The 12,512-nt window shown below is 58.5% G+C and carries 11 protein-coding genes and 2 tRNA genes; 4 read left to right on the plus strand and 9 right to left on the minus strand.

Annotated features, from left to right (window positions below; translation table 11 throughout):
• Positions 1–142: 142 nt before the first annotated feature.
• The 4 genes from CVS30_RS13010 to CVS30_RS13025 form a co-directional block, all read right to left on the minus strand.
• Positions 143–967 (minus strand): ATP-binding cassette domain-containing protein, encoded by an 825-nt coding sequence (locus CVS30_RS13010; protein WP_110485769.1) that lies wholly within the window; start codon positions 965–967, stop codon positions 143–145.
• Positions 964–3,003: a dipeptide/oligopeptide/nickel ABC transporter permease/ATP-binding protein gene (locus tag CVS30_RS13015; RefSeq protein ID WP_110485770.1), complete on the minus strand. Its 2,040-nt coding sequence runs from the start codon at positions 3,001–3,003 to the stop codon at positions 964–966. The genes CVS30_RS13010 and CVS30_RS13015 overlap by 4 nt, the downstream gene beginning before the upstream one ends.
• A gap of 3 nt (positions 3,004–3,006) precedes the next feature.
• Entirely contained in the window at positions 3,007–3,960 is a 954-nt protein-coding gene (locus CVS30_RS13020) for an ABC transporter permease (protein WP_110485771.1), read from the minus strand.
• Between the two features lie 161 nt (positions 3,961–4,121).
• On the minus strand, positions 4,122–5,744 hold the full coding sequence (locus CVS30_RS13025; protein ID WP_110485772.1) for an ABC transporter substrate-binding protein: 1,623 nt from the start codon (positions 5,742–5,744) through the stop codon (positions 4,122–4,124).
• Positions 5,745–6,140: 396 nt separating this feature from the next.
• On the opposite strand from CVS30_RS13025, the gene CVS30_RS13030 reads away from it, so the two are divergent.
• From CVS30_RS13030 to CVS30_RS13040, 3 genes are read left to right on the plus strand one after another with little or no spacing between them, the layout of a single operon-like run.
• Positions 6,141–6,893 carry a FadR/GntR family transcriptional regulator gene (locus CVS30_RS13030; RefSeq protein ID WP_110485773.1) on the plus strand — a complete coding sequence of 251 codons (753 nt, stop codon included), beginning with the start codon at positions 6,141–6,143 and terminating at the stop codon, positions 6,891–6,893.
• A gap of 58 nt (positions 6,894–6,951) precedes the next feature.
• The gene (locus tag CVS30_RS13035; protein WP_110485774.1) at positions 6,952–7,365 is read left to right on the plus strand and encodes an alpha/beta fold hydrolase; all 414 of its coding nucleotides are present in this window, start codon (positions 6,952–6,954) and stop codon (positions 7,363–7,365) included.
• Positions 7,362–7,691 carry an alpha/beta fold hydrolase gene (locus CVS30_RS13040; RefSeq protein ID WP_110485775.1) on the plus strand — a complete coding sequence of 110 codons (330 nt, stop codon included), beginning with the start codon at positions 7,362–7,364 and terminating at the stop codon, positions 7,689–7,691. The genes CVS30_RS13035 and CVS30_RS13040 overlap by 4 nt, the downstream gene beginning before the upstream one ends.
• 58 nt (positions 7,692–7,749) lie before the next feature.
• On the opposite strand, the gene CVS30_RS13045 is transcribed toward CVS30_RS13040, so the two are convergent.
• Positions 7,750–7,822: transfer RNA gene (locus CVS30_RS13045), tRNA-Arg, on the minus strand.
• A gap of 211 nt (positions 7,823–8,033) precedes the next feature.
• Positions 8,034–8,106 (minus strand) — tRNA-Arg (locus CVS30_RS13050).
• Positions 8,107–8,387: 281 nt separating this feature from the next.
• Between CVS30_RS13050 and CVS30_RS13055 the strand changes: the two genes are divergently transcribed.
• A complete protein-coding gene (locus CVS30_RS13055) occupies positions 8,388–10,217 on the plus strand; it encodes a phosphoenolpyruvate carboxykinase (GTP) (protein WP_110485776.1) in 1,830 nt (609 codons plus the stop codon).
• A 64-nt stretch (positions 10,218–10,281) separates the two neighbouring features.
• Here the strand turns inward: CVS30_RS13055 and CVS30_RS13060 are convergent, their stop codons facing one another.
• The 3 genes from CVS30_RS13060 to CVS30_RS13070 form a co-directional block, all read right to left on the minus strand.
• A complete protein-coding gene (locus tag CVS30_RS13060) occupies positions 10,282–11,451 on the minus strand; it encodes a globin domain-containing protein (protein ID WP_110485777.1) in 1,170 nt (389 codons plus the stop codon).
• Between the two features lie 121 nt (positions 11,452–11,572).
• Complete coding sequence (locus CVS30_RS13065; RefSeq protein ID WP_110485778.1) at positions 11,573–12,022, minus strand: RrF2 family transcriptional regulator; 450 nt, start codon at positions 12,020–12,022, stop codon at positions 11,573–11,575.
• The gene (locus CVS30_RS13070) at positions 12,022–12,495 is read right to left on the minus strand and encodes a hypothetical protein (RefSeq protein WP_110485779.1); all 474 of its coding nucleotides are present in this window, start codon (positions 12,493–12,495) and stop codon (positions 12,022–12,024) included. Before CVS30_RS13070 ends, CVS30_RS13065 begins: the two co-directional genes overlap by 1 nt.
• Positions 12,496–12,512 lie beyond the last annotated feature (17 nt).

The following is a 12,512-nucleotide window of genomic DNA, read 5'->3' on the forward strand; positions in this document are numbered from 1 at the left end:
CGGGAGGGATAACGCCCTGGAAACGGGAAGCGACAGTAGTCACGAGAATTGCTCCAAAATTGTTTGTATTGAGTAGATAACTGCTGGGCCCGGGCTGTTGCTGGGGCTAGTGCGGCAGCAACAGCCCGGGACGAAAAGGGGATTAGATATGAAGCAGTGACGGCGCAGCGCCGAGAAGCTTCTTCGTGTAATCGTTGGTGGGATTGTCGAAGATCTGCTCAGCCGAACCCTGTTCCACGATCTGGCCGTAGTACATGACGCAGATACGGTCTGAAACGTAGCGAACAGTCTGGATGTCATGGCTGATGAAAACCATGCCCAGGTTCAGTTCCTTCTTCAGATCCGAGAGCAGGTTCAGCACCTGGGCGCGGACGGAAACGTCTAACGCGGAGGTAGGCTCATCAGCCACCATGATGTCCGGGCCCAAAGCCAGTGCGCGGGCAATAGCCACACGCTGGCGCTGTCCACCGGAAACCTGCGACGGCGTGACCTCGGCGGCCGACTGCGGCAAACCAACCAGCGCCAACAGATCGGCGACCTTGGCCAGGCGGGAAGCGCCGTTGCCAATGCCGTGAACAACCAGCGGGTCCAGGAGGATGTCCTGAATGGTCATGCGCGGGTTCAGCGCCGTCGACGGGTCCTGGAAGACCACGGAGACGGAGCGACCGAATTCCTTACGCATGGCTGCGTTGCGCTTGATGGCGGGCTTGCCATGGAACAACACCTGACCGGAGGTGGGTTCCTGCAGGCCGACCAAAACCGATGCCAGCGTGGACTTGCCACAACCGGATTCGCCCACGATGCCGACTGTTTCGCCACGGCTGATGGTGAAGTCAACGCCATTGACGGCCTTGACATAGCTGGGCTTGAACAGGCTACCGGCGCGGGTTCGGTGATGGACGTGCAAGTCCTTCAGCTCGATGACCGGGGCGCTGCCTTCAGTGGCGGCTGCTGTGTGCTTGCTCATGCTGCACCTTCCGTATCTGCTCCAGCGGAAACCGCCTGAGCATCTTCACGTTTGTAGCTGGCCCAGAAGTGATCCGTCGTCACGCCATCACGGGTGATAGGAACAAAAGCCAGCTTCTGGTTTGGATCAGCGTCGGGACGCTGCGAGCGGCTAGCGAATCGGTCACCGAAAGCGAATTCGCGCGGCGAGGGAACCGTGCCGGGAATCTGGTGCAGACGAACGGCGTCGGACTCGATGGAGAGCACGGCACCGAGCAGGCCACGGGTGTATTCGTGGGTCGGGTGGGTGAGGAGTTCGGCAGCCTGCGCGGACTCGACAACCTGGCCGGCGTACATGACGGTGATCTTGTGAGCCAAGGAGGCCACGAGGGCCAAGTCGTGGCTGACGAAGACCATCGCGAAGCCGAGCTGCTCGCGCAGTTCGTTCAGCAGGTCAACAACCTGCTTCTGAACTGTCACGTCCAAAGCGGTGGTGGGCTCATCGGCTACCACAATCTTCGGCGAGCGGGACAGGGCCATAGCGATCAATACGCGCTGACGCTGACCGCCGGAGAGCTCGTGCGGGTAGCTGTTGAGCGTACGTACAGGATCAAGCTTGACCATTTCCAACAACTCGGCCGGGGTCTTACGTCCGTTGCGGCGGGTCAGCTGCAACATCTGATCCTTGATCAACATGGAGGGGTTCAGGGAGCTCAAGGCATCCTGGTACACCATGGCGATCTGTTCGCCGCGCAAACCTTCGTAAGCCTTGACCGAGCTGTGCTTGGTGACAGGGTCCAGAAGTTCCTTGCCATCGAACTTGATGGATCCGGTGACAACAGCAGTCTTGGGCAGCAAGCCCATGATGGCTAGGGAGGTGATGGACTTGCCACAACCGGATTCACCCACGAGGCCCATGGTTTCGCCTTCGCGAACCGTGAAGGAGACATTCTCGACGATCGGGGTGTTATCGAAGCGAGCCGGGAAGCGGATGGAAAGATTCTTCACTTCCAAGATCACGCGGGCCTCGGGGCCCACCTGATCGAGACGATCCGTGCGGGTCTTTTCCACTGCCTGGAGCAGGCGCAACTCCTGATCGAGAGCCGCAAAGGGATCCTCGATGGCGGCGCGAGCGGCGGCATCAGCCTTGGCGAGTTCCAGAGCGGCAGCTGCCGAACCGTCGTCGTCCTTCACAGGAGCGGCACGCTTGAGCTTCGGGTTGACCATGGCATCGGTCAGGCCTTCAGCCAAGATGTTTAGTGAGAGCACCGTCAGGAGGATGACCAGACCAGCGAAGGTCGTTGCCCACCAGCCACCGGAGAGCACCAGGTTACGTCCGTAGGAGATGACGTTGCCCCAGCTGGGATCGGGATCCTGGATACCGGCGCCCAAGAAGGACAGCGAGGCTTCCAAGATGATGGCGTCGGCCACCATGACCGTTGCGAACACGAGCACGGGGGCTGCAGTGTTGCGCACAATGTGCTTGAGCATGATGTACAGGCGGCCGGCGCCGATGACGCGCTCAGCGCGGACGTAATCTTCACCGTACTGCGAGAGCACGTTGGCGCGAACCACGCGAGCAAGCTGCGGGGTGTAAATGATGCCGATGGCCAAGATGATGGTGGGAACCGAGTTACCAAAAGCCGTCAACAAGACAGCGGCGAGGGCGATACCGGGGAAGGCCATCAAGATGTCCATGATGCGCATGATGACTTCATTGACAGACTTCGACGACGTCGCGGCGAGAGCACCGAGGGTGGCACCGACAACGATGGCCAAAGCCACGGCGCCGAGGCCGATCATCAAGGAGGCCTGGGCGCCGTACATCAGACGAGACATGACGTCGCGGCCAATACGGTCGGTACCAAACCAGTGAGCTGCGCTGGGGGCAGTGGCGGGATCGCCGGTCTCCAGCGGGTCGTGAGGGGCAATCCAGGGAGCCAGGATGGCCACAATCACGATGAAGAGCAGGAAGATCAGGGCCAGCTTGGAACCCAGATTCAGGGCCTTGAAGCGCAGGCCTGGCGCGCTTAGCCGTTCGGCAAGTTTGCTTCGCATGACTTAGACCGTCCTGATTCGGGGGTTGATGAGCAGGTAAATAAGGTCAACCAAGATGTTCACAATCACGAACGTCACGGCGATGACCAAGACAACGCCCTGGACCAGGTTGGTATCAGAGTTCGTGATGCCGTTGAGGATCTGCTGACCCATGCCCGGCAGGGAGAAAATCATTTCAATCACGACGGCACCGCCGAGCAGGTAGCCAATGCGCAGACCCAGCACGGTCACCGGGGTGACAAGGGCGTTACGCAGGACGTTGCGGGAAACAACTGTGGTGTAGGGGACTCCGTTGCCGATGGCGGTACGGACGTAGTCCCGATCAAGCTCTTCCACCATGGAGGTACGGACTACGCGGATCAGCGACGCCGAGACCGGGATAGCCAGAGCCAAGGCGGGCAGGGCCATGGAGCTAATCCAGCCGACAAAACCTTCACCCTCGGTCAAGCCCCCTGAGGGGAACCAGGAGTTGTCGCCTAGGGCGAACCACTGGATGAGCAAGATACCCAGCCAGAAGGACGGGGTGGCAATAGCTGCAACCGAGAACACGCGGATGAGCTGATCAACCCAGGTGTCGCGGTAGAGAGCGGCCAGAACACCGAAGAGCAAAGAGATAATAACTGCGATGATCACGCCGACGAAGGTCAGCTGCAAGGTCACGGGGAACGCGCTGGAAATAACCTCAAGGATGGGCTTTTCCGGCGGGAGGGTGTTACCAAAGTTGCCCGTAATGAGCCGGCCTAGGTACTGGAAATACTGAATGAAGAGGGGATCGTTGAGGCCGTTGACCTGGCGGTACTGTTCCAGTGCCTCAGGCGAGGCTCCTTCACCAAGTGCGGCAACGGCACGGTCGCCAGGAGCGAACTGCAACACGACGAAGACGAGAAGGGTGACGCCCAATATCATCAACGGCAGTGCTGCGAGCCTGCGTCCAAGCAGTCGCAAGAAATTTGCCAATGTACTTACTCCGGTTCTAATTGCAGCTTCTGGTTAGCATGAAACTGTGTGCTGCGTCATAGGGATTGTGGTGTGACACCTGAGGGCTGCGGCCAACTGGCCACAGCCCCCGAGGTGTGTGTCATGCAAGGTAAAGCGGTACTTCAATCAAAAAGGTGAAGCTACTCGGTGCGACCGACGCCCACGAAAGATACGCCAGTGGTCGGCAGCGGCTGGAAGCCATTGAGCTTCTTGGGGTCCCATGCGGTGGGCAGCTTGCGGTGGAAGATCGGGTACAACGGAGCTTCCTCGGCGATGATGTTGATGATCTCGCTGTAGAGCTTCTTTGCATCAGCTTCCGGGGCGGCCAGAGCTGCATTGAGCTTGGTCTGAACTTCCTTGTACTCCGGGGTTTCGTTCCATGCGAAGCGGTTCTTGGCCCAAGTATCTCCGCGGAAGAACCAGCTGAGGAGGATGTCAGCGTCGTTACCGAAGACGGACGGATCGCCGGGGGCGGCGACGACGTCGTAGTTCAGGCCGCCAACCTTCTCGGGTGCGTAAACAGCCGAGGAAGCCAAGGGCTCCAAGGTTGTCGAAACGCCAACAGCATCCCAGTTCTTCTTGATGAGCGGGATAACGTCCTTGACCCATGCGGTATCCGTGCTGGTCAGCGTCAGCTTCAAGCCCGATACGCCCGCTGCCGACAGCAGCGACTTGGCCTTCTCGGCGTCGTAGGCGTAAACCGTGGAAGCCTTCTGGTAGTTCGGGCTGCCTTCCTGGAAGTAGGAAGTGGCCGCGGCGCCGTTGCCCAAGAGAGCCGTCTTGATGATGGCTTCCTTGTCGAGTGCGTAATGCAGCGCCTGACGAACTTCCTTCTTATCAAAGGGAGCCTTGGTCAGGTTGAACATCAAGAACATGAGGCCGAATGACTGAACCGACTCGACGGTGACCTTGCCCTTGAGCGAGTCAACATCCAAGTAGGGAACATCTTCAATGGCCTGAACGCGGCCGGACTGCATAGCCGTGACGCGCGCGCTGGCATCAGAGAGCAGGTACCAGGTCATGTCCTTAGCCAAGGCGGGCTTGGGGCCGTTGTAGTCGTCGTTGCGAGCGAAGACGATCTTGTCGTCCTTGGCTGCGGAAACGAACTTGTACGGGCCGGAACCGATCGGCTTAGCGTCAAAGGCCTTCTGGTCTGCGGAAGCAACGGCCTTGGGGACAACCTTGACGACGGAGATGCGGGGACCGAAACCACTGAACGGGGTCTTGAGCTTGAACTCAACGGTCTTCTCATCGACAACCTTGACGGAATCGATGAAGAAGATGAACTGTGCGAACAAGGCCTTGTTGGCCGGGTCCAGCACGCGCTCGAAGGAGTAGGCAACATCCTCGGTGGTGACAGGGGTGCCGTCATGGAACTTGGCGCCGTCGCGGATGGTGACCTGGTAGGTCGTGTCGTCGATCTTCTTGGGATCTTCCTTGGCAAGTGCGTTGTACGGTTCACGCGTTGCCGGGTGGAGTTCCACAAGGCCTTCGAAGATGTGAAGATTTGCAGCCAGCGGGGTTGCACCCGAGGAGCTCATGGGATCGAAACCAGTAGAGAGGGAGTATGAAATGCCCGCTTCAATGGAGAGATCCTTGTTGACTGCAGCAGCGGAGCCGCTGGTCTCGGTGCCCTTGTCGGACGAACCGCAGGCTGCGAGGCTTGCGGTGAAAGCAGTTGCTGCCCCAAGGACGCCAGCGGCCTTGAGGAACGTGCGCCGTGATGCGGTGCTGGAAGGCAGGTTCTGAAGAGAATTGCTCATTCTGTTGACTCACCATTTCGTCTAAGTAGTTATCGGATGTAGGACGTCCGATGCTTATGGTAAAACTGTAATAGCCATCACAGCGATTGGTCAAGTATGGCTTTGGTCTCAATTTGATATCGGCGCCCATCGGGAAGAATGTCCCTCTGTGGGGTGGTCCCTATTGCTAGATTTAACGCGGCCGGCAGCGTGCCAAACTTAACTGCTTGTAGGCAAGTGGTCGGACATCCGATATTCTATGTTTCACATCACGTTGGTGGGATTTGGGTAGTTTACCAAAACCCGCGAGGCGAGGTGAGCTTGAACGACATGATGCACAGGTGCCTTCGATTCTGTTTACGCCACTAAAGTGAGAAAAGCGGAGTAGCTGCGCCACATAATTTCTGAGGAGTTTTGTTGTCCAACTCGACGGTAACGCCGAAGGCACGGTTCAGTGCCCAGGTAAGGCTTCGCGCACTTCAAGCTGACATCATGGAGCTCATTTTGAGCCGTGACCTTGACGCCGGCGACCCCATGCCCACAGAAAATGAACTCTGTGAAGTTCTCGGCGTTGGCCGAAATACCTTGCGAGAGTCCTTGAAGGTCTTGCAGGCACTGGGCGTCATTGAGATCCGCCATGGTTTTGGCATGTTTGTAGCGCCGAGCAACTTTGATGCCTTGGCGGATGGGTTGACCTTCCGGGGCCGCCTGTCGTTGCGCCACGAGGGTCTAGAGGCGCTGCAGCTGGTGGATATTCGCCAAGCTCTCGAAGCCGGCCTCATGGGTGCTTCCATCGCTCAAATGTCGGATGAGCACCTGGTGCTTATTGGGACTGCCGTTGCCAAGATGGAAGATGCGGCCAACCGCGGGGAGTCCTTCGCTGAAGCGGATGCAGAATTCCACCGACTACTCTTTGAGCCCTTGGGGAATGATCTCCTCATGAACCTCATGAGTGTGTTTTGGAAGGTTTATCGCAAGATTCACGTTCAAGTCGGCACTGGCGGAACGGACCTCCTGCACACAGCGAGCGAACATCGGAGCATTTACGAGGCTGTTGTTGCCAAAGATGCACTCACGGCCGCGGCGCTGCTCAACTCGCACTTTAATGGCATCCGGACCAAGATCAAGGTCTTTGTCGATCCGAACCAGCCTCAGAACCTAGCTCCTTAAAGGAGTCACATCCAGCTCGGCACATAGTGCTGGCTAAGTCGGAAGGAACTCTGACGGTATGAGTGTGCGCTCGATGTTGGTGGGAGAGCACGAAGTTGTCGTCACAGACACCGAGCAGGCTGCCCCGCGGACCTTTCTCTTGGTGCATGGCATTGGCATGGGGGCCTCGTACTTTGCGCAACTGAGTGAAGAGCTGGTTCGCTATGGTCGCGTTGTGGCGATAGACCTGCCCGGATTTGGTGAGGCACCCGAGTCGCTTACCGTGCTCTCGATGGCCCAAACAGGAGCGCTACTGATTGACTTCGTGGAGCTGGCAGGGTTAGAGCAAGCCATTCTTGTGGGACATTCCATGGGAACTCAGGTTGTTGCGGAAGCTGCCGCTCAACGCCCAGACCTTTTTCCGAATTGGTTCTCGTGGCTCCCACCGTCAATCGTCAAGAACGTACCATCGCCCGGCAGACGTGGCGCATGATCCAGGACCTCTTGGGGGAGAGTCCCCGAGTAATCTTCATTGGCGCCCAGAACTATGCCAAGACTGGACCTCGTTGGTTCATTAAAAAGCTGCGACACATGATGGACCACTCCCTCGAGGACATCCTGCCAAGCATCAGCGCTCGCACCCTCGTGATTCGCGGCAATCGAGATCGGGTGTGTCCGAGTGCTTGGGTGGCGGAGGTGACCGCACTGATCCCTGATGCGACCATGGTGGAGGTTCCCGGACGCGGGCACGAGACGATGGTCAAGGATGGCGTTTGCGTAGCCGAACGCATCATGAAACACCTTGGTGTTGCGGCCTAAAGATTCAACTCTTAAACGAAAAAGTCCCAAACGCAATGTTTGGGACTTTTTCTTGAAGTGCGCGCGAAGGGATTCGAACCCCCAACCTTCTGATCCGTAGTCAGATGCTCTATCCGTTGAGCTACGCACGCATATTTAGTTTCATTTTCTTCATTGGCCCGTAGGCCGTCAACAACTATAACCTATGCCTACCCGAATGCACTAATTGGCCAAAGTTCGCGCCAATATTGGGGCATTTCATGCCTGCGAGTCGTGGGTGATACCGGGAAGGTAGGGCTCGTCGTTCGAATGAATGTTAAACGAAAAAGTCCCAAACGCAATGTTTGGGACTTTTCCTTGAAGTGCGCGCGAAGGGATTCGAACCCCCAACCTTCTGATCCGTAGTCAGATGCTCTATCCGTTGAGCTACGCACGCATATTCTGTTTCTTTGTTGGCCCTTGAGCCGTGAATAACTATAGCCCAGGAATGATCTAGGGGACAAATTGAAAGGGGTGGATTACGGAATGTTCTGCACCACTATACCGGACTAGGTGATGTGGCTCACAAAAGTGACCCATAACAAAGTTGAGAAACCCCGGAAAATCAGGGTTTTTCAACTCGTGACTTGGGGTACATCCCATGTCCGGTGCTCAAAAGGCCCTGATTTTCGGTCATAGCATTTAGACACCACCTACCACCCAATGAAGGGAAACACGATGGGCCACGCGCCAGTGCAGGAACACGTCGAGCAGGCAATGACCACCCACGAGGGCTTGGCCTCCTGGGTGGCAGAGGTTGCGGCTCTAACCTTGCCGGATACGATCCGCTGGGTAGACGGGTCTGCGCAGGAGTATGCCGAACTGACCGATCAGCTCGTTGCTGACGGAACTCTGACACGGTTGAACCCAGAGCTGTTCCCCCAGTCCTTCGCAGCTTTCTCGGACCCCAAAGATGTGGCCCGAGTCGAAGGACGCACCTTCATCTGCTCCGAAAAGGAGCGCGACGCCGGATTCACCAATAACTGGATGGAACCGACGGAGATGAAGGCGATCTTGAACGAGAAGTTCGCCGGCTCCATGCGCGGTCGCACCATGTACGTCATTCCCTTCGTCATGGGCCCCCTTGACGCACAGGATCCCAAGTTTGGCGTGGAGATCACCGACTCCGCCTACGTTGTGACCTCCATGCGCATCATGGCCAACATCGGCGCCGAGGTGCTGCGGGCGATCGAGGAACGCCAGGCGTTCTTCGTGCCTGCCCTGCACTCCGTGGGTGCGCCTCTGGCGCCCGGCGAGAAGGATGTTGCATGGCCGTGCAATGAAGAGAAGTGGATCGTGCACTTCCCCGAGGAACGCTCCATCTTCTCCTTCGGCTCCGGCTACGGCGGAAATGCCTTGTTGGGCAAGAAGTGCTTTGCCTTGCGCATCGCCTCGGTCATGGCTCGTGACGAAGGCTGGCTTGCCGAGCACATGCTGATCTTGAAGCTCACCAGCCCGGAGAACAAGGACTACCACGTCGTTGCCGCGTTCCCTTCGGCCTGTGGCAAGACCAACCTTGCCCTGCTCGAGCCCACCATCCCCGGCTGGAAGGCCCAGACCCTGGGCGATGACATCAACTGGATGCGTTTCGGCAAGGACGGCGAGCTGCGTGCCGTCAATCCCGAGGCCGGCCTCTTTGGTGTGGCTCCCGGAACTGGCTGGTCCACGAACCCGAACGCCATGGCCGCCATTGCGAAGGGCAATTCCATTTTCACCAACGTTGCCCTCACGGATGACGGCGGTGTCTGGTGGGAGGGCATGACCGATGAGGTGCCCGCTCACCTGACCGATTGGCAGGGCAATAGTTGGACTCCCGATTCGGAGACCCCCGCTGCTCACCCCAACTCACGCTTCTGCACCCCCATCGACCAGGTGGACATGCTCTCCCCGGACTACTTCTCCCCGGAGGGTGTTGAAATCAACGCCATCTTGTTCGGTGGACGCCGTAAGACCACGATTCCCCTGGTGACCCAGGCCCGGGATTGGAGCCACGGCATCTTCATGGGATCAACACTTTCCTCGGAGACCACGGCGGCCGCAACGGGTGCCGTTGGTGTGGTTCGCCGCGATCCCATGGCCATGTTGCCGTTCATCGGTTACGACGCAGGGGACTACCTCAAGCACTGGATCGACCTCTCTGCCCAGGGTGACCAGGCACGTTTGCCGCAGATCTTCCTGGTCAACTGGTTCCGCCGCAACTCAAGTGGCGGATTCGCCTGGCCTGGCTTCGGCGAGAACAGCCGCGTCCTGAAGTGGATTATCGAGCGCATCGAAGGCACCGCCGCAGCCGTGGAGACACCTATTGGCTTCGTGCCTGCCGAAGGGTCGCTGGATCTGAACGGATTGGACGTCGCCGCATCGGATCTGGAGGACGCACTCAAGGTGGACGCCACCGAGTGGGAAAGTGAATTGGCTGGAATTGACGAATGGTACGAGCGCTTCGGCGATTCTCTGCCGGCTGAAATGTCTGCCGAGTTGAGCAGCCTCAAGGCCCGCTTCTCTGCCTAATGACAAAAGTGCGAGCCGCGGTTCCCTCTACAAGGGAACCGCGGCTCGCACTTTTCCGTAGCTCTTAGTTGGTGCCGGCGAGCCACAGGTCCGGGCCGAAAACCTCGTAGTGGATCTTCGTGGACGGAATGCCCGCCTCGATGGCTTGATTGCGCATGGCCTTCATGAACGGCAGCGGCCCACACACATACATAGAGGCGTCGGTTGGAAGGTCCAGACCCTCCAGCGACATGAATCCCGTATGGAAACCGGCGGTGGGCTCCTCGAGCCACAGCTGCAGCCGCGCACCATCGATGGACTCGATATCGGCGGTCATCTGATCGCGCAGGGCCCACGCCTCGAGATTCTTCTCGGCGTGCAGCACCAGAACCTCGCGGTCTTCACCCGCCGTGACCAATGCACGCAGTGCCGATGCAGAGGGGGTGCAACCAATTCCTGCCGTGGCAAACACAACAGGACCTGCGCCGTCGAGCGTCACATCCCCATAAGGATTGGAAAGTTCGACGGCGTCCCCCACCTTCACATCTCGATGCAGGACCGGCGAAACCTCGCCACCGTCGTCGCGCTTGGTGGTGAAAATGCGACGAGAGATCGACTCAACGTCGGCGCTGAGTGAGTACTGACGGCACTGGAGCAAGCCGTCGGGGAGCGCCACACGGACGCTGACGAACTGTCCGGGACGGGCGATCGTGACGGCGGTGTCGTCAGCCGGTTCCAAGACAAAGGTGATGGAATCCGTGCCGGCCTGGTTCTTCTCAACAACCGTCCACGGCATCCAGATCTTGTCATTGGCCTGAAATGCGTAGAGGCCCTTCTCAATTTTGATGAGGGCGTTGGCCATGAGCCAGTAGACCTCGCTCCAAGCCTCGGCGATTTCGGCCGTGATGACATCGGCAAGTTCTTCGGCGATGGCATCGAAGAGGTGCCTGTAAACCACCTGGTATTGATCTTCGGTGATGCCCAAAGAGGTGTGCTTGTGGGCGATGCGGCTGAGCATCTGCTCGGGAAGCAGTTCCGGGTGGGCAACCAGAGCCGTGGCAAAACCCGCAATGGATCCTGCCAGGGCCTTCTGCTGCTCGCCATTACTTTGGTTGGCACGGCTGAAAAGACCGTTCAAGAGTTCGGGGTGCGCGGCGAACAAGCGACGGTAAAAGTTCGGGGTGATAGCACCCAGCCGCGAGCCCACCAAAGGGAGGGTGGCAACGATGAGAGGCCGTGATTTTTCCGAAAGCATCTTTACTCCTTGGATCAAAGTCATGGTGACAATCCAAAAGTAGCATTTCAAATGCCACATTTAAGCGACAGGTAGACACTAAGTTCTACATCTTGTAGAAAATTGTGCGGAATGCCGCGTATTAGTTCGCGGGGCGGGTGCTTAAGGTCACAGAGACAGGCCCGCCTTGTGGCTTCTTACTGAGGCTGTCAAGGGAGACATCGTCCAGAGAAGCGTAAAAAGCTTCCCGTGCCTGGTTGAGCGCGCCGCGCAGCCCGCAGCCATGGGCCAGCGGGCATTCGCCGGCAGCAGTTTCGCAGGCGGCGACGTCACTGTGGTCGTCCAAAACGCGCAAAACACCACCCACCGTGGCATTTCTGCCAGCGAGGGTGATGCGCACGCCACCGCCGCGGCCACGGATCGCTTCAATCAGACCCATCTGCCGCAGCTTGAGAGCAGCCTTACTGACGTGGTTGTAGGGCGTCCCCACGGTCTCGGCCAGCTCGCGCGTCGTCGGCAATTCCTCGCCCGACGCCGCGCACAAGACCATCAGGAGACGCAGGCTCACATCAGAGAAGCTGGTGATACGCACTAAGCAGGCCAGATGACTTTCTCGCCGGCTTCCAGGAAAGGCTCGCTGAATTCCCAGCCTTCGGCACCCTGACGGTATGGGCGAACGGCGGAGACCGCAACACCTGTGCTGTGCTCGGCCATGACGTGGATGGCATCCGTGGCATCTTCCGGCAGGTGAATGTCACAGACGACGGCGGCCGCCCGGTTTTGCTCGCGCTGTTGGCCTAGCGCTTCAAACAAGTCAGCGACCATGGCGTCCGCGTCAAGGTCGCTTTCCTCTTCGCCATCCACAGTATTGGGTGCGACAGCCACCATGTTGAGTTCGTCGTCGTGCGTGAGAATGAGGCCAACCGGGAGGAAGGCTCCGTGAGCCTCCAACTGCTCGGCTGCGACGCCCAAGGCGGTGCCGAGCAGCTTGTTCAAATCGTCCTGAACGAGTTTGTCATTCTCGGACTGTTCCGGCTGCGGTGTTTGCGGTGTTGCGAGATCCATGGGGGCTCCTGCGGGTG

The sequence above is a fragment of the Arthrobacter psychrolactophilus genome, assembly GCF_003219795.1.
Taxonomy (GTDB): Bacteria; Actinomycetota; Actinomycetes; order Actinomycetales; family Micrococcaceae; genus Specibacter; species Specibacter psychrolactophilus.